Raw genomic sequence first — 17,352 nt, 5'->3', positions numbered from 1 at the left:
GACGGGGGCTACAGGTGAACGACCGGGCAGGTCAGGGTGCGGGTGATGCCGTCCACTTGCTGGACCTTGGCGACCACCATGCGGCCGAGTTCGTCCACGGTCTCTGCCTGGGCACGCACGATCACGTCGTACGGTCCTGTCACGTCCTCGGCCTGGATCACCCCCGAAATCTTGCTGATCGTCTCGGCGACGGTCGACGCTTTGCCGACCTCCGTCTGGATCAGGATGTACGCCTGTACCACGGAACCTCCAGGGCGGCCACGAGGATCATGTGGGGAAAAGGAACGCCACGGTATCGCGTTGCCGCTCGCCGCGGGGAGACCCGCGGTGACTGGGGCTTGCGCGCCGGGGTGCAGGGACGGCACAAGTTGACGGTCGATTCGACCGTACCGAGTACGGACACCGCTCGCGACCGGGCACGAGCAGCGACAGAGGGAGCACGACGATCATGAAGGGCACCGTGGGCGAGTTGGGGGAGTTCGGGCTCATCCGAGAGCTCACCTCGCGTCTCACCACCACCCCGGCGGTCCGGGTCGGCCCCGGCGACGACGCCGCGGTGGTGGCAGCGCCGGACCGCAGGGTCGTGGCGAGCACCGACATCCTCCTGGAGGGACGGCACTTCCGCCGCGACTGGTCCACGGCGTACGACGTCGGCCGCAAGGCCGCCGCGCAGAACCTCGCGGACATCGCCGCGATGGGCGCCGTGCCGACCGCGCTGCTGCTCGGCCTGGTCGTGCCCGCCGAACTCCCGGCCACCTGGCCGTCCGAGCTGATGGACGGGCTGCGCGACGAGTGCCAGGTCGCGGGGGCTGCCGTGGTCGGCGGCGATGTCGTACGGGGCGAGACCATCACCGTGGCGATCACCGCGCTCGGCGATCTGCGCAACCACGAGCCGGTCACCCGGGGCGGAGCCCAGCCCGGCGACGTCGTGGCCGTGACGGGCTGGCTGGGCTGGTCCGCGGCCGGGTTCGCGGTGCTCTCCCGCGGGTTCCGCTCGCCGCGGGCGTTCGTGGAGGCCCACCGCCGCCCCGAACCGCCGTACCACGCGGGTCCCGCGGCCGCCGGACTCGGCGCGACCTCGATGACGGACGTGAGCGACGGACTGATCGCGGACCTCGGGCACATCGCCGAGGCGAGCAAGGTGCGCATCGACGTCCGCTCCGGGGACATCGACGTGCCGTCCCAGATGAACGACATCGGGCAGGCCGTCGGCGTCGACCCCATCCAGTGGGTGCTGAGCGGCGGGGAGGACCACGCGATCGTCGCGACGTTCCCGCCGGACGTGAAGCTGCCCGCGCGCTGGAAGGTGATCGGCGAGGTCCTCAACCCGTCGGCGCTTCCGCAGGTCACCGTGGACGGAGCCCCCTGGACGAGCAAGGGCGGCTGGGACCACTTCGGGGACATCGAGTCCTGAGCGCGGCCGCGGAACCCGGTGCGGTGCGCGCCCGACGGCGTGCGCCGCGCTTCCGCGTACCCCGGAGGTACGAGGGGCGAACCCTCCCGGCCGCCGGGTGCCGCCGGTGTCCGGGCAGCAAAAAACCCGCCCACTCGGAGGTGGACGGGTTCAGTGCAAGCGAACCAGCAGTGGCCGCGCGCTGGCGGTTGTCAGCGCGTGACCTTGCCGGCCTTGATGCACGAGGTGCAAGCGTTCACGCGCTTCGGCGTCCCGCCCACAACGGTACGGACGCGCTGGATGTTGGGGTTCCAGCGACGGGACGTACGGCGGTGCGAGTGCGAGATGTTGTTGCCGAAGCTCGGCCCCTTGCCGCAGACATCGCAATTGGCAGCCACGGTCACTCCAAAGACTTCAGATGCACTTACGGTTGATCCCGGCAGGCCGGAATCAAGATCTAGGATCTGAGTGGCGGTGCCAGGGGGATGGCCCGAGTGGATCGGGCAACTGGAGCAGCATACAACGACTGCGTCCGGAGAACGAAACTACCATGACCCGGCCGACCCCCCGCCCACCCCTCACCGGACCCCCTACCGGCGGTAACCCTTGCTGGGTCTACGCTGCGACCCACGTCCAGCAGCTCAAGGAGGCGCAGGTGCCGCAGGGACCGCAGACATTCGATGCTCTCGCGGTGCGTACCTGGTGCGGGCTCGCGCTGGAGTCCCTCGGCCGGGCGCGCGAGGAGATCGACGCGATCAACGTCTACCCGGTGGCCGACGGGGACACCGGCACCAACCTGTATCTGACGGTGGAGTCGGCGGCCGCCGCCGTCGAGGCGGTGTTCGCGGGCCACGCGATGGCCGCCGCCTCGGCGCCCCCGTCCCTCGCCGACGCCGTACGGGCGATGGCGCACGGAGCCCTGATCGGCGCCCGGGGCAACTCCGGGACGATCCTCGCGCAGCTGCTGCGGGGCATGGCGCAGGTCCTCGCGGCCGACAGTGACAGTGCCCACACCGACGGCCAGGGGCTGCGTCGGGCTCTGCGGCACGCGGCCGAGTCGGCGCGCCAGGCCGTCGCCCACCCCGTCGAGGGCACCGTCCTCACCGTCGCGACGGCAGCGGCCGACGCCGCCTCCGACGCCGAGGGGGACTGCGGGAGCGTCGCGAGGGCGGCCTACGACGGAGCGCGCGTCGCGCTCACCGCGACGACCGGGCAGCTGGCCGTGCTGGAGCGGGCCGGCGTGGTCGACGCGGGCGGACGAGGTCTGGTGGCGGTCCTGTCGGCGCTGGTGCAGACGTTCACGGGCGAGGCGCCGCGGCAGACGCCCGGCTCCGCGGCCCTCCCCGCGCAGACCGACGGAACACCGGAGGGACCGGACGGCGCCGAGGCCGGGACCTGCGGCGACGGAGCGGCCGGGGAGAGCGGTCCCGCCTTCGAGGTGATCTATCTCCTGGAGGCGGACGACGCCGCCGTGGACCGGCTGCGCGAGCGGCTCGACGGACTCGGCGACTCCCTCGTGGTGGTCGGCGGCGACGGCCTGTGGAACGTCCATGTGCACGTCGACGACGCCGGTGCCGCCGTCGAGGCGGGCGTCGAGGCGGGGCGCCCGCACCGCATCCGCATCACCCACTTCGGGCTCGGAGACGTCCACGCCGGGGGAGCGGCACGGCCGCCCCGGGAACGGGCACAGCGCGCCGTCGTGGCCGTCGTACCCGGAGAGGGCCTGGCCGGGCTGTACGCGGAGGCCGGGGCGACCACCGTGCTGGCCCGGCCCGGGGAGCCGCCCGCCAGCGGTGAACTCGTCCAGGCCGTACGCCGGGCCCACGCGCTCGAGGTCGTGCTGCTGCCCAACGACGCCGACCTGCGCCACACCGCCGCGGCCGCCGCCGAACAGGCCCGCACCGAAGGTGTCCGGGTCGCGCTCATCCCCACCCGCTCCGCCGTGCAGGGCATCGCGGCGCTCGCCGTGCACGAGCCGGAACGCCGCTTCGACGAGGACGTCGTCGCCATGACCTCGGCCGCCGGCGCCACCCGCTACGCCGAAGTCGCCTTCGCCGAACGGCAGTCCTGGACCATGGCCGGGATCTGCCAGGCCGGGGACGTCCTCGGCCTCATCGACGGCGACGTCGCCGTCATCGGCGCCGACGTCACGACCACGGCGGAGACCGTCCTCGACCGCATGCTCGCCGCCGGCGGCGAGATGGTCACCCTGGTCCTCGGCGACGAGACCCCCGACGCCGTCGCCACCCGCCTCGAAGCCCGGGTGCGGGAGGCCTACCTGGCCGTGGACACCGTCGTGTACCGGGGCGGCCGGCAGGGCGCGCTGCTGCTCATCGGGGTCGAGTGACCGGCGGCGGGACCCCTGCCGGGCCGGTCACGCGACCGTCGGGTCCGTCGACCTCGGGCGGGGAACCTCCGAGGGCGTCGAGGCTCTGAAGGAGCGTTCGACGGCCTGCCCCCAGTAGGTTCCGGCGACCATCAGCACGGCACCGAGAGCGGTGAGCACGGTGAGGTGTTCGCCGCCCAGCCCGATGCCGACGGCCACGGCCCACACCGGCTCCGTGCCCAGCAGCAGGCTGGCGCGGCTCGCGGAGCTGCGCTGCACCGCCCAGGTCTGCGCGAGGAACGCGAACACACTGCAGAACAGGGCGAGATAGAGCAGTTGCCCCCAGCCGGCGGCACCGACCTCGCCGAGTCTTGGCAGGCTGCCCGCCACCGGAACCAGGAACAGAGCCGTGCCGACGACCGTCTGAACGGCCGTGATCTGCAAGGGCCTTACCGGCCGGCGGGCGGTGAGGCGCCCCACGAGGGCCACGTGAGCGGCACGGACCAGCGCGGCCGCGAGCATCAACAGGTCGCCGGAGCGCGGCTCGTGGAAGCCGTTGCCCGACACCAGGAGCCCGACGGCCAAGAGGCACACGCCGGTCGCGGCGAAGTAGCGAGGGGGCAGTCCCGCCGCACCCGCCGAACGGTCGAGGAGGGGGGTGAGCACCACCGTGAGACTGATGATCAGGCCCGCGTTCGCCGCGCTGGTGTGGGCGACACCGTACGTCTCCAGGACCAGGATCGCGGCCTGCGTGACCCCCAGCACCGACCCGAGCCGCAGCTCGTCCCGTGTGCAGCGGCCCGCGCCCTTCCCGAGGGCGACGACGAGGAGACAGGCGGCGGCCGAGATGCCGTACCGCGCGAACAGGACGAGCAGGACGGGGAGCGCGGACGTGGCGGTCTTCGCGGCCAGATAGCTGGAACCCCAGACGGCGGCGACAAGGAGGAGCACCGCGTCGGTGCTGCGGACTCGGGACACGCCCCCACGCTCCCGCACCGTGACGCTGAAGCACAGAGTCACCTTCTTCAAGGACCTTGAAGAAGCACTACACCTACGATGCCCGGATGAACGAGAGGCAACTGCGGATCCTGCGGGAACTCGGGGAGCTGGGCAGTGTCACCGCCGTCGCCGAGGCGCTGCTGATGACCCCCTCCGCGATCTCCCAGCACCTGCGCCTGCTGCAACGCGCGATGCCGGTCCCGCTCACCGAACGGGACGGACGGCGGCTGGTGCTCACGGACGCGGGGCGCGCGCTGGCCGGCGCGGCGATCGAGGTCGAGACCGCTCTCGCCCGGGCCCGGCACACCGTCGACGACTTCGTCGACGAACCGGCCGGCCAGGTGTCGCTGGCGGCCTTCCACAGCGCCGCCTCCACCTTCTTCCCGGTCCTGCTGCGCGGCCGGACACCGGAGGCGCCGCGCCTCTCGCTCGCCGACGAGGACGTCGCCCAGGACCAGTTCCCCCGGCTCACGCGCGACTACGACCTGGTCCTCGCCCACCACCTCGGCCAGGCGCCGCCCTGGCCGCGCACGGTCACCGCGACGACCCTGCTGCGCGAACCGCTCGACGTCGCCCTCCCGGCCGACGACCCCCTGGCCCGCCGGGAGCACCTCACCCCGGAGGACGTCGCGGACCGCCCCTGGATCACCGTGCACGACGGTTTCCCGCTGATGGCCACCGTCGAGGCCATCGCGACCGCCGCGAACCGGCGGCTCGACATCGTGCACCGCATCAACGAGTTCGCGGTCGTCGCGGAGACGGTCGCCGCGGGCGGCGGGATCGCCCTGATGCCCCGCTGGACCACCCGCCCGCATCCCGCCCTGGTCCTGCGCCCGCTCGCCGGCGTCCACGCCGTGCGCCGCATCGACGTCCTGCACCGCCCCGAGCGCGCGGCGCGCAAGGCGGTCCGCAGGGTCCTCGCCGAACTCCGCGAGGCGGCGGAGACGATCCGCGAGGGGGACACCGGGCAGGCGACGCGGCCCGTGGGCGGGCGTACCTGAGGGTTCCGGCCCCGGTCCGGGACGAGGCGTGCCGGAGCCGAGAGGAACCGGCACACCGCCGCGACCGGCTCAGGCCTTCTGCGGCCTCTCCATGAGTTCCCGCAGCCGTTCTGCCTCCGCGCGGCGGGCCTCGGCGATGTCCCCGTCCAGGCGGGAGCAGGCGTCGAGCACCGCACGGGCGCGGGCCACCGCGGACTCGGGCCGGCCCAGGTCCGCCTCCAGCCGGCCGGCGGCGAGTTCGGCACCGGTACGGGCGTCGAGCACGTCGTCCCCGAGGGAGGCGAACACCGCGACAGCGCGGTCGAGATGCCCGAGGGACTCCTCGAACGCGACCCGCGCGGCGGCCTCTTCCGCGTCGTCCGGCACCGAACGGGCGACCAGGTCCCCGAACTGCCGGTGCGTGTGGCCGAGTTCGGCGACCATCCGGCGTCGCGCGTCCTCGGCCTCCACCGCCTCGTCGTCCGCTCCGGCACCGGGCGCGGTCCCCGACGGGCCGACAGCCTCCGCCGGGCCCTCCACCGCCGACGCGCACTCCCGCAGTGCCGCCTCCATCAACGCCCGTGCCCCGTCGAGGTTCTCGTCGGTCCGTGCCGCTGCCCACGCGCGCGCCCGGAGCGACCGGACCAGTCCGTCCACGTTGCCCAGCTCGCGCCACAGGTCGCCGGCCCGGGCGTAGGCCCGGTCCGCCTCCACGGTCAGCCCGGCGTGCCCGAGGGCCTCGGCGGCGAGATGGGCGAGCATCGCGTGGTCCCGCTGCTCGGGCCAGTGCCGGGCGATGTCCGCGGCCCGCAGCCAGTGCTCGGCCGCCCCGCGGTGCTCGCCCAGCTCGGTCAGACAGTCGCCGAGCCACCAGCGCGTCTGCACGATCGCGCCGTCGCCGTGCATCTCGCCGGTCAGATCGGGCAGCGCCGACTCCAGGATCTCGGCCGCCTCCGCCCACCGTCCCTGACGGAGCAGGAACCCGCCGAGCTGGTGACGCGCCCAGGCGCCGAGGGTGCCCGCCTCGCCCGCCTCGTCGGCCCAGTGCGCCGCCTCCAGGGCGTGCTCCGCGGCGGGGCCCACCTGCCCCCGCGCCGCCAGGATCTCCGCCAGCCGCAGCTGCAGCTGGGCCTGCCCGGCCGGCTCCAGGTGGGACCCGCCGTGCTCCAGGGCCGCCCGCGTCGACCGCTCCGCCAACTCCGGATCGCCCAGGTGCAGGGCGATCCCGGCGAGCCGGGAGTCGTACTCGACCGCGAACCACGGCAGCCCCGCCGCCACGAATCCGTCGACGGCCAGGGTGAGCGACGCGACGGCCGCCTCCCCGTCCCCGGCGCGTGCCGCCAGCTCCCCGAGCATCGCGTGGGCCTCCGCGCCGCGCGAGGCCACGGCCACGTCGTCGGCGCCGTGCGGCTCCACCAGTGCCAGCAGCTCGCGTGCGGCAGCCTCCGCGACGGCCAGGACGTCGTCCCGCGGACCCGGACCGCCGGGCGGGGCGCTCTCCTGTGCCGACTCCGCCTCGTCCACCCGGTGCATCAGCGTCCGCGCCCGGCCCACCAGCACCGACGCCGTCTGCGCCACCCCGGTGCCGCCCTCCCCGAAGAGCGCGAGGACCTGCTCGCGCAGTTCGGCGCCGGTGGCCAGGGCCTCCTCGGTATCCCCGGTCAGCGCCCGGACGTACGCGGCACGGGAACGCGCCGCCAGCGCCTCGCCCGGGTCACCCGCCTCCGCGTACAGGTCGGCCGCCTCCAGGAACAGGCCGATGCCCTGCGGGCCCCGGCCCATCGCCGCGTGATCGGCGATCGCCGCACGGTCGTGGACGTCCAGCTCGTGCCCCTCGGCGGCGCGCGAGACCGCCGCCCACGCCTCCACGGCGTCGGGACTGCGGCGCGCGGTCAGCCCCCGGGCCTCCGCGAGCAGCGCGTCCAGGCCGGCCGCCGTGCTCCCGCCCCGCGCCGCGGCCTCCTGGGCGGCCTGCGGGGGAGCGGGGGCCACGATCGGCGCCTGCCGACCGGCGCGGGCGGAGCGCACGGACCGAACGCCCAGCGGCAGCCGGTCGACGAGCGCCGGCCGGTCCATCCGCGCCCGGGCCCGCTCGCTCACGTACGACGTGCCGTTGCGCGCGTCGAAACGCCCGGCCAGCGCGAGCGCCTCCCCGCGCGCGTGCACGGCGAGTTCCGCCGCCGTCCACACCCGCCCGACGGGCCCGGGAACCGTCTGCTCCCCGAGCCCCAGAGCGGTCAGGCGGTCCATCAGGAGCGCCACCACCGCCATGAACTCCAGCTTGCTGCGCGGGTCCCCGGAGTCCGTGAAGTAGGCAGGACGCTCCGCGAGGAGCTCCAGCGCGCGCGCCTCGTTGCCGGTGACGGCACAGAACTCCACATGGTCCGCGTACGCGCCCCGCATGCTCTCCATGGCCCGCACCAGCCGGAAGCCGCGCAGATGGTGGGCGCGCGCCTCCTCGACCCGCCCGAGACGCAGCAGCGGCAACAGCGACGACGCGAGCACCGTGTGCGGCTCGTGGGCACAGCTGTACTCGCCCTCCAGCACCGGCGCCCACAACTCCAGCGCCTCCCCGTCGGAGCCCCGCACCGACCGCCACCACCCCTGCCCGTGCAGCTCGCACGCGTGGCAGTCGGCCATGGTGTCGCGGTCCGCGGCGAGCCAGGCGCCGTACGCCCGCTCGGCCCGCGCCAGGTCGCCCAGGTGCGCGGCGACACTGAACTCGGCACTGCGCACCGCCCGTTCGGAATGGCCGGCGAGCCGGTAGCGGTGCTCCATCTCGCCGAGCCACTTCTCTATGGAGGCGAGCGGGACGTGCGGCTGGTCGAGCATGCCCGCCGACATCCACTTGAAGACCCAGTGCAGGGAGTGGATCTCGTACTCGTCGAAGTCCTCGGGACGCTCGTCCCACATGCGCAGCAGGCGCGCGAAGGGCACGAACATCTTGCCCTTCTCCGAGCTGTAGTTGTAGACCTTCAGCTGGTGTCCGAGCGCCTCGATCACCGCGAGCGGGATGCCCAGCTTCTCGGCCTCCACGAGCAGCTGCTCCGCGCGCGCGTTGCGGGCCGGCCCCTCCGGCTGCCCGTAGTTGTCCGCCATCGCCCGGCGCAGCGTGTCGAAGTCCATGGCCGGGTTCATCGCCGGTCGTCCTTTCCGGGGTCGGTGTGCGTGGCCCACTCCAGGAGACCGATGAACGCACGGTTCAGGAGCGCGGAGTCCGCCGGACGCAACGGGCGCTGCGCCATCAGCAGGGCCTGCCCGTAGAGCGACTCCGTGGCCGTGCCGATCAGGTCCGGCTCGTCGAGCGAACTGATGCGCCGGATCAACGGGTTGAGGTGGTTGAGGACCAGCCGCGCGCGCGGGGCGCTGCCGCGCAGCGAGCCCAGGATGCCCGCCCACAGGTCGTCGGCCTGCTCCTCGGCGTCCGCGCGGGCCTGCTCGTGCCGGGCCGCACGGTCGTCCAGGTGCAGCGCGGGCACCGACAGCGGATGGAAGGCCCGCAGGACGACGTCGCAGCCCAGCGGGTCGAGCCGGGCCCGCGCCGCCGCCAGGAACGGCGCGAGCGCCAGCTCCTCGGCCGGGTCCACCCCGTCCAGGTGCGCGGTCACGGTGTCCGCGTCCAGCTCCGAGACGACCGTGCCCGGACGCACCGACGGCAGCGCCTCGACCAGCTCGCTGTCGTACGTGTAGCCGCCGTTGACGACCCCGACGCCCTGCGCGGAGGCGATCGGCGCGACCTGCCGGTACTCCTCCACCGTCCGCGTGAAGTGCACCACCGGGTGCCGCTGCGCGAACTCCTCCAGCGACAGCCGTCCGTCGGTCGTCTCGAAGGGCAGCCACGGCAGCATCGTGCGCAGCATCTCCGGATCGTGCCGCGCCAGCGACTTCACCCCCAGGTGATGCACCGAGAGGAACGCGGCCAGCCGCTCCGGATCGCCCGCCGCGAGCCCCGTCAGCCAGGACCGGATGCGCTCGCCCAACGCCTCCCGTACGGCCGCGAGCGTCTCGTCCTCGTACAGCGACTCGCGCGACGCGGTGGGCCGCAGGCTGTCGGTGTCGAGGACGCAGCGCACGAAGAACGCCCAGTCGGGCAGCAGCTGTTCGGCCCGCTCGGTGAGCAGCATGCCCTTCAGGTGCACCCGGTGACTCGCCCGCTGGGCCGGGCTGACCGCGGACGGCAGCACATAGGCGACACCCCGGATCCCGGCGAGCGGCACGTCCAGGTCGATCGAGTCCAGCGGAGTGAACCCGAACAGGTCGTGACAGTGCCGGGCCAGTGCCACCCGCCGCGTGGCCGGGCTCGGATAGGAGCGGTCCCAGGGCGCCGGAAGGTCCGCGATCGGCTCGTCGCCCACCCGCACGTCGTACGGCAGCAGCGCCCCGAAGTCCCGTGCCAGCGACCTGACGCGCTCGGCGCTCAGCCACTCGCCGGCCCCCGCGCGCGCCACCAGGTGCACGGTGGTGCCCGGTTCGGGGCGAGCCGAGTGCGGCAGGGTGCGCACGGTGTACGAACCGTCGTCGGCCGCCGTCCACTCGACCGGCGCCGCGTCGGGCGTCCGCGCGCTGCGGCTGACCACCCGGATGCGCTCGGCCACGACGAAGCAGGCCAGCAGCCCGATCCCGAACTGGCCGAGGAAGTCCGAACGGGCCGACTCCAGGCCGTCGTCGCGCTTGGAACTGCGGCCGATCGTCGCGAGCAGACTGTGCACGTCGGACTCCGTGAGCCCGATGCCCGAGTCCTCCACGTGCAGCGTGCCGTCCTCGGCGTGCAACCGCACCGTCGCGGGCGCGTCCGGCTGCTCGGCGCGCCGCGCGGTGATCGCGTCGACGGCGTTCTGCAGCAGTTCGCGCAGATAGACCTTGGGACTGGAGTACAGGTGATGGGAGAGCAGGTCGACCAGACCGCGCAGGTCCACCTGGAACGTGTGAGGAGACGGGGAGGCCGGAGAAGGCTGTGAGGTCTGGGAGTCCATCGTCGCTGCGCCGGTGGGGGGACGTGCGACGGCGCGGGGTCGGGCGGTCCCGGGGGACGGTGACCGCGAAAGGGCCGGAGCGCGTCATCCTAGGCGCGGAACCAGCCGTCTGACCAGCGGATTTCCAGGACGTATACGGCAATGTCAGTGGTGTGGTGTGCAATGGATCTCGTGCCCGTGCTCGATGAACCACTGAAGAAGGCGCTCGGTGCCGCCACCGCGAAGGTGATGGCCGAGCACCTCGGCCTGCACACCGTCGGCGATCTGCTGCACCACTACCCGCGCAGATACGAGGAGCGGGGACAGCTCACCCACCTCGCCGACCTGCCGTTGGACGAGCACGTGACCGTGGTCGCCCAGGTCGCCGACGCGCGCCTGCACACCTTCGCCTCCTCCAAGGCGCCCCGCGGCAAGGGCCAGCGCCTGGAGGTCACCATCACGGACGGCAGCGGCCGCCTCCAACTGGTCTTCTTCGGACACGGCGTGCACAAGCCCCACAAGGAGCTGCTGCCCGGCACCCGCGCGATGTTCTCCGGCAAGGTCTCCGTCTTCAACCGCCGCCTCCAGCTCGCCCACCCGGCGTACGAACTGCTGACCGGGGACGGCGACGAGGCCGTGGAGAGCGTCGACAGCTGGGCCGGCGCCCTCATCCCGATCTACCCGGCGACCGCCAAGCTGGAGTCCTGGAAGATCGCCAAGTCCGTGCAGACCGTCCTCCCGAGCGCCCAGGAGGCCGTCGACCCCCTCCCGGACTCCCTGCGGGACGGCCGCGGCCTGGTGACCCTCCCCGAGGCGCTCCTCAAGATCCACCGCCCGCACACCAAGGCGGACGTCGAGGACGCCCGCGCCCGCCTCAAGTGGGACGAGGCCTTCGTCCTCCAGGTCGCCCTCGCCCGCCGCCGGCACGCCGACGCCCAACTCCCGGCCGTGGCCCGCGTCCCCGCCCCGGACGGCCTGCTCACCGCCTTCGACGCCAAGCTCCCCTTCACCCTCACCGAGGGCCAGCAGAAGGTCTCCAAGGAGATCTTCGACGGCCTCGCCACCGAACACCCGATGCACCGACTGCTCCAGGGAGAGGTCGGAAGCGGGAAGACGATGGTGGCCCTGCGCGCCATGCTCGCCGTCGTCGACGCCGGAGGGCAGGCCGCGATGCTCGCGCCCACCGAGGTGCTGGCGCAGCAGCATCACCGGTCGATCACCGAGATGATGGGGGAGCTGGCCGAGGGCGGCATGCTGGGCGGGGCCGAGCACTCGACGAAGGTCGTGCTGCTCACCGGTTCCATGGGGACGGCGGGCCGTCGGCAGGCGCTGCTGGACCTGGTCACCGGCGAGGCGGGACTCGTCATCGGCACGCACGCGCTGATCGAGGACAAGGTCCAGTTCCACGACCTGGGCCTCGTCGTGGTCGACGAACAGCACCGCTTCGGCGTCGAGCAGCGCGACGCCCTGCGCGGCAAGGGCAAGCAGCCCCCGCACCTGCTGGTCATGACCGCCACCCCCATCCCGCGCACGGTCGCGATGACGGTCTTCGGCGACCTGGAGACCTCCGTCCTCGACCAGCTGCCCGCCGGCCGATCCCCGATCGCCAGCCATGTCGTCCCCGCCGCCGACAAGCCGCACTTCCTCGCCCGCGCGTGGGAGCGCGTGCGCGAGGAAGTGGAGAACGGCCACCAGGCCTACGTCGTCTGCCCCCGCATCGGCGACGAGGACGACGACCCGAAGAAGGGCAGGAAGAAGGCCTCGCCCGAGGACGACGCGGAGAAGCGTCCGCCGCTGGCCGTCCTGGACGTCGCCGCCCAGCTCGCCAAGGGCCCCCTCCAGGGGCTCCGGATCGAGGTCCTGCACGGCAGGATGCACCCCGACGACAAGGACGCCGTGATGCGCCGCTTCGCCGCCGGCGAGACGGACGTCCTGGTCGCGACGACGGTCATCGAGGTCGGGGTGAACGTTCCGAACGCCACCGCCATGGTGATCATGGACGCCGACCGCTTCGGCGTCTCCCAACTCCACCAGCTGCGGGGCCGCGTCGGCCGCGGCTCGGCGGCCGGGCTGTGCCTGCTGGTCTCCGAGATGCCCGAGGCGAGCCCGGCCCGCCAGCGGCTGACCGCGGTGGCCTCCACGCTGGACGGCTTCGAACTCTCCCGCATCGACCTCGAACAGCGCCGCGAGGGCGACGTCCTCGGCCAGGCCCAGTCCGGCGTCCGCTCCTCCCTGCGCATGCTCGCCGTCATCGAGGACGAGGAGATCATCGCGGAGGCCCGCGAGGAGGCCACCGCGGTCGTCGCCGCGGATCCCGAGCTGACCGGCCTGCCCGGGCTGCGCACCGCCCTGGACGCCCTGCTCGACGAGGAGCGCGAGCAGTACCTGGACAAGGGCTGAGCCGCGGTGACCGGCCGTCGGCTGAGAGACTGGGAGCGACCGACACACCCCCAGCGCAAAGGACCCTCATGACCCGCGTGATCGCCGGCCGGGCCGGCGGACGCCGTCTGGCCGTCCCGCCGGGCACCGGCACCCGCCCCACCTCCGACCGGGCGCGCGAGGGCCTCTTCTCCACCTGGCAGTCCCTGCTCGGCGGCCCGCTGGACGGCGAGCGCGTCCTCGACCTGTACGCGGGGTCGGGCGCCGTCGGCCTGGAGGCGCTCAGCCGCGGCGCCGCGCACACCCTCCTCGTCGAGGCGGACGCCCGCGCGGCCCGGATCATCCGCGAGAACGTGACGACCCTGGGCCTGCCGGGCGCCGAGGTCAGAGCGGGCAAAGCGGAACAGATCATCCGCACGGCGCCGCCCGCCGTCCCGTACGACCTGGTCTTCCTCGACCCTCCGTACGCCGTCTCGGACGACGATCTTCGCGAGATCCTGCTCACACTCCGGACGGGGGGCTGGCTCACCGGGGATGCGCTCGTCACCGTGGAGCGCAGCACCAGAGGCGGCGAATTCGTGTGGCCGGACGGTTTCGAAGCCGTCAGGGCCCGTCGATACGGCGAGGGCACGTTTTGGTACGGTCGCGCCGCCTCTACGTGCGAAGACGCACGATGACCGGACCGGAGAGCGAGGGACCACTGTTGCGCCGCGCCGTCTGTCCGGGGTCATTCGACCCCATCACCAACGGACACCTCGACATCATCGCCCGCGCCTCCCCGCTGTACGACGTCGTACATGTCGTGGTGATGATCAACCAGTCGAAGAAGGGCCTGTTCACGGTCGACGAGCGGATCGAGCTGATCCGCGAGGTCACGGCCGAGTTCGGCAATGTCCAGGTCGAGGCCTACCACGGCCTCCTCGTCGACTACTGCAAGCAGCGCGACATCCCGGCCATCGTGAAGGGCCTGCGCGCGGTCAGCGACTTCGACTACGAACTCCAGATGGCCCAGATGAACAACGGCCTCTCGGGAGTCGAGACCCTTTTCATCCCCACCAGCCCCACGTACAGCTTCCTGTCCTCCTCGCTGGTCAAGGAGGTCGCGCAGTGGGGCGGCGACATCAGCCACCTGGTGCCGCCACTGGTTCTGGAGCAGCTCACGGAGCGGCTGGGCAAGCACTGAGCGCCTGACAGTGCGTCACCCGGTGTCGGGCGGGGCGGCAGTGGTCGTACAGTCGACCCGTCCGTCTCCATCACAGCTGTAGAGAGTGGCGAGCACACGGTGGACGTGCAGAAGAAGCTCGATGAGATCGTGGCTGCGGTCGGCAGCGCCCGGTCCATGCCCATGTCGGCCTCGTGCGTGGTCAACCGCGCCGACCTGCTCTCGATGCTCGAAGAGGTGCGCCAGGCGCTGCCCGGCTCCCTCGCCCAGGCGCAGGAGCTGATCGGCGGCCGCGAGCAGATGGTGGAGCAGGCCCGTCAGGAGGCCGAGCGGATCATCGAGACCGCGCACGCCGAGCGCGGCTCCCTGATCTCCGACACCGAGGTCGCCCGCCGCTCGCAGAACGAGGCGGACCGGATCCTCGCCGAGTCCCGTCAGGAGGCCGAGGAGATCCGCGCCGAGGCCGACGACTACGTCGACTCCAAGCTCGCCAACTTCGAGGTCGTCCTCACCAAGACTCTCGGCTCGGTCGGCCGCGGCCGCGAGAAGCTCCTCGGTACCGGCCCGGGCGTCGACGAGCAGGGCTACGAGGACGAGGACGCCCCCGAGCGCAGCCACGACCCGGAGACCCTGCGCCGCAACGCCGACGAATACGTCGACATCAAGCTCGGCGCCTTCGAGGCCGTCCTCGCCAAGACGCTGGAGGCCGTCGGCCGCGGCCGGCAGAAGCTGCACGGCCGGATCGCCAGCGACGACCTCGGCGACCTGACCCCCTTCGGCGAGGACGGGACGCCGGGCCTGCACACCAGCGACTCCGACTACCTGGCCGGCCTCGCCGATCTGGCCGAGGCCCCGGAGCAGCCCGACCAGAGCCCCGAGGTGCCCGCCCAGCAGTCGACGTACGGCCAGCAGCAGGAGGCGTACGCCTACCAGCACCAGCAGCAGGACCCGTACGGCTATCAGCAGCAGTACGCCCAGCAGCAGGACCCGTACGGCTACCAGCAGGCCGACCCGTACGCGGCCTACCCGCAGCAGGGGTACGACCAGCAGGCCGCCTACGACCAGAACCAGCAGCAGGCGTACGTCCAGCAGCAGGGGCAGGGGCAGGTCCAGGAACAGCAGGCGCAGGCGCTCGACGAGACCAGTCTCTTCGACACCGGCATGATCAGCGCCGAGCAGCTCAGGGCCTACGAACAGGGGCGCGGCGGCCACTGACGGCCGGGCCGCCGGGGGTGCGCGCCGGGGTGCGGAGCGGGGCGCCCGGACCGGATTGGGCCGTGAGCGAAAGGTCCAGTATCCTGGCTCTTCGGTCGCGTGTACGTCCGCGATCAACGCTGCCCACGGAACACCAGGGGCGGCGTCCCCATGAGTTCGAAGATCGAAAGCAGGAATGGCTCTGAACGCCCGCCTCGACCACCGCAACCCTCTTGTGTTCGACACACACGAGCTGGGGCGGCGTCCTGGCGCGCTGCAGCGCCTGAACCGCACGATCGACGCCCCCGTGGATCTGGGGATCCAGGGTGTCATCGGAGTGCCGGAAGGCGCCCCGGTGGAGCTCGACCTCCGCCTGGAGTCGGTCATGGAAGGGGTGCTTGTCACAGGCACCGCCCGTGCATCGGCCAAGGGGGAGTGCGTAAGGTGTCTGGAGCCGCTCGAGCAGGTGCTCACAGCGGACTTCCAGGAGATGTTCTCGTACCCTGACGCCGATGACCGGGGCCGCCCCAAGGCGGAGCCGGCCGACGACGCCGAGGACGACGAGGACACGCTCTTCCTCGAGGACGGACTGTTCGACCTCGAACCCGTGCTGCGTGATGCGGTGGTGCTCGCACTGCCGATGCAGCCGGTGTGCCAGGACGACTGCCCGGGCCTGTGCTCCGAATGCGGAGCCCGGCTCGCGGACGACCCGGAACACCACCATGACGCCGTCGACATCCGTTGGGCGGCACTGCAGGGACTCGCCGGTTCACTCGAAGATGGCGAGAAGGACGAGTTGAGCGGCGCCGAACCTGGCGTCGACGAGAAGCAGGAGAAGTAGCCGTGGCTGTTCCGAAGCGGAAGATGTCGCGCAGCAACACGCGCCACCGCCGGTCGCAGTGGAAGGCTGCGGTCCCCACCCTGGTTGCGTGCGAGCGCTGCCACGAGCCCAAGCTGCAGCACATCGCGTGCCCGGCTTGCGGCACCTATAACAAGCGCCAGGTCCTCGAGGTCTGAGCGGCTGGTGAGAGGTCTGATGTCTGACGCCAAGGCGGACTCAAACGCCAAGAAAAAGGCGGACAACACAGCCTCGTCCCACACGCTTCTGGAAGGGCGGCTCGGCTACAAGCTCGAGTCCGCCCTTCTGGTGCGTGCGCTGACCCACCGTTCCTACGCGTACGAGAACGGCGGTCTGCCGACCAACGAGCGCCTGGAGTTCCTCGGGGACTCCGTGCTGGGGCTCGTGGTCACGGACACGCTGTACCGCACCCACCCCGACCTGCCCGAGGGCCAACTGGCCAAGTTGCGGGCCGCGGTGGTCAATTCTCGTGCGCTGGCGGAAGTGGGCCGCGGCCTCGAACTCGGCCTCTTCATCCGGCTCGGCCGGGGTGAGGAAGGCACGGGAGGCCGGGACAAGGCGTCCATCCTCGCCGACACCCTTGAAGCGGTGATCGGCGCTGTCTATCTCGACCAGGGTCTGGAAGCGGCGGGCGAACTCGTCCACCGGCTCTTCGATCCGCTGATCGAGAAGTCCTCGAACCTCGGTGCCGGCCTGGACTGGAAGACCAGTCTCCAGGAGCTCACCGCGACCGAGGGGCTCGGTGTTCCCGAGTACCTGGTCTCGGAGACCGGTCCCGACCACGAGAAGACCTTTACTGCTGCCGCCCGCGTCGGAGGCGTCTCGTACGGCACCGGCACCGGCCGCAGCAAGAAGGAGGCGGAGCAGCAGGCCGCGGAGTCCGCGTGGCGTGCGATCCGTTCCGCCGCGGACGAACGCGCGAAGTCGGCCCAGGCCGCGGAGCAGGCGGCTCATGCCGCTCAGCTGGCGGCCAAGGAAGCCGAGGGGACCGCCGACACCCCCTCGACGCCGACCACCGACACGGCCACGGCCTGATCCTTCACAAGAAGCACCGCACCACCGCACCACCGGACCCCGTCGCAGCGCACCAGCGCCGCGGCGGGGTCCG

At 72.5% G+C, this 17,352-nt stretch carries 15 protein-coding genes; 10 read left to right on the top strand and 5 right to left on the bottom strand.

The genetic code is table 11. The annotated features are described in order from the left end of the window. Nucleotides 1–8: 8 nt before the first annotated feature. On the bottom strand, nt 9–242 hold the full coding sequence (locus OG406_RS12740; RefSeq protein WP_164374121.1) for an Lrp/AsnC ligand binding domain-containing protein: 234 nt from the start codon (nt 240–242) through the stop codon (nt 9–11). A 206-nt stretch (nt 243–448) separates the two neighbouring features. On the opposite strand from OG406_RS12740, the gene OG406_RS12735 reads away from it, so the two are divergent. Further along, nucleotides 449–1,414: a thiamine-phosphate kinase gene (locus OG406_RS12735; protein ID WP_081219628.1), complete on the top strand. Its 966-nt coding sequence runs from the start codon at nt 449–451 to the stop codon at nt 1,412–1,414. A gap of 191 nt (nt 1,415–1,605) precedes the next feature. Here OG406_RS12735 and rpmB read toward each other — a convergent pair whose 3' ends face one another. Then, the gene (gene rpmB / locus OG406_RS12730) at nt 1,606–1,791 is read right to left on the bottom strand and encodes a 50S ribosomal protein L28 (RefSeq protein WP_081221832.1); all 186 of its coding nucleotides are present in this window, start codon (nt 1,789–1,791) and stop codon (nt 1,606–1,608) included. A 257-nt stretch (nt 1,792–2,048) separates the two neighbouring features. Between rpmB and OG406_RS12725 the strand changes: the two genes are divergently transcribed. Beyond that, complete coding sequence (locus OG406_RS12725) at nt 2,049–3,740, top strand: DAK2 domain-containing protein (protein WP_329185784.1); 1,692 nt, start codon at nt 2,049–2,051, stop codon at nt 3,738–3,740. 27 nt (nt 3,741–3,767) lie between these two features. Here the strand turns inward: OG406_RS12725 and OG406_RS12720 are convergent, their stop codons facing one another. Next, nucleotides 3,768–4,697 carry a DMT family transporter gene (locus OG406_RS12720; protein ID WP_329185783.1) on the bottom strand — a complete coding sequence of 310 codons (930 nt, stop codon included), beginning with the start codon at nt 4,695–4,697 and terminating at the stop codon, nt 3,768–3,770. Nucleotides 4,698–4,783: 86 nt separating this feature from the next. On the opposite strand from OG406_RS12720, the gene OG406_RS12715 reads away from it, so the two are divergent. After that, the gene (locus OG406_RS12715; RefSeq protein ID WP_329185782.1) at nt 4,784–5,719 is read left to right on the top strand and encodes a LysR family transcriptional regulator; all 936 of its coding nucleotides are present in this window, start codon (nt 4,784–4,786) and stop codon (nt 5,717–5,719) included. Between the two features lie 69 nt (nt 5,720–5,788). On the opposite strand, the gene OG406_RS12710 is transcribed toward OG406_RS12715, so the two are convergent. Both OG406_RS12710 and OG406_RS12705 read right to left on the bottom strand, forming a co-directional pair. Further along, nucleotides 5,789–8,836 (bottom strand): tetratricopeptide repeat protein, encoded by a 3,048-nt coding sequence (locus tag OG406_RS12710; protein WP_329185780.1) that lies wholly within the window; start codon nt 8,834–8,836, stop codon nt 5,789–5,791. Continuing rightward, the gene (locus OG406_RS12705; RefSeq protein WP_329185778.1) at nt 8,833–10,671 is read right to left on the bottom strand and encodes an HSP90 family protein; all 1,839 of its coding nucleotides are present in this window, start codon (nt 10,669–10,671) and stop codon (nt 8,833–8,835) included. Before OG406_RS12705 ends, OG406_RS12710 begins: the two co-directional genes overlap by 4 nt. 162 nt (nt 10,672–10,833) lie before the next feature. On the opposite strand from OG406_RS12705, the gene recG reads away from it, so the two are divergent. The 7 genes from recG to rnc all read left to right on the top strand — a co-directional run bounded on the left by recG (nt 10,834) and on the right by rnc (nt 17,279). Further along, nucleotides 10,834–13,050, top strand: a complete 2,217-nt coding sequence (gene recG, locus OG406_RS12700) for an ATP-dependent DNA helicase RecG (protein ID WP_164374935.1) — start codon at nt 10,834–10,836, stop codon at nt 13,048–13,050. Between the two features lie 29 nt (nt 13,051–13,079). Next, a complete protein-coding gene (gene rsmD / locus OG406_RS12695; protein ID WP_329190774.1) occupies nt 13,080–13,706 on the top strand; it encodes a 16S rRNA (guanine(966)-N(2))-methyltransferase RsmD in 627 nt (208 codons plus the stop codon). A gap of 26 nt (nt 13,707–13,732) precedes the next feature. Continuing rightward, complete coding sequence (coaD, locus tag OG406_RS12690) at nt 13,733–14,212, top strand: pantetheine-phosphate adenylyltransferase (protein WP_277625251.1); 480 nt, start codon at nt 13,733–13,735, stop codon at nt 14,210–14,212. A gap of 99 nt (nt 14,213–14,311) precedes the next feature. Next, nucleotides 14,312–15,406, top strand: coding sequence for an ATP synthase F0 subunit B (locus OG406_RS12685; RefSeq protein ID WP_327408857.1), 1,095 nt, complete (start codon nt 14,312–14,314; stop codon nt 15,404–15,406). Nucleotides 15,407–15,581: 175 nt separating this feature from the next. After that, on the top strand, nt 15,582–16,226 hold the full coding sequence (locus tag OG406_RS12680) for a YceD family protein (RefSeq protein WP_164374929.1): 645 nt from the start codon (nt 15,582–15,584) through the stop codon (nt 16,224–16,226). A gap of 2 nt (nt 16,227–16,228) precedes the next feature. Beyond that, nucleotides 16,229–16,402, top strand: coding sequence for a 50S ribosomal protein L32 (gene rpmF / locus OG406_RS12675; RefSeq protein WP_006139588.1), 174 nt, complete (start codon nt 16,229–16,231; stop codon nt 16,400–16,402). Nucleotides 16,403–16,421: 19 nt separating this feature from the next. Beyond that, a complete protein-coding gene (rnc, locus tag OG406_RS12670; protein ID WP_081219639.1) occupies nt 16,422–17,279 on the top strand; it encodes a ribonuclease III in 858 nt (285 codons plus the stop codon). Nucleotides 17,280–17,352: the final 73 nt, after the last annotated feature.

The organism is Streptomyces sp. NBC_01428 (assembly GCF_036231965.1).
GTDB lineage: Bacteria > Actinomycetota > Actinomycetes > Streptomycetales > Streptomycetaceae > Streptomyces.
Note: the sequence above shows the minus strand (reverse complement) of the source record. Positions and strands in the feature narration are given on the sequence as shown.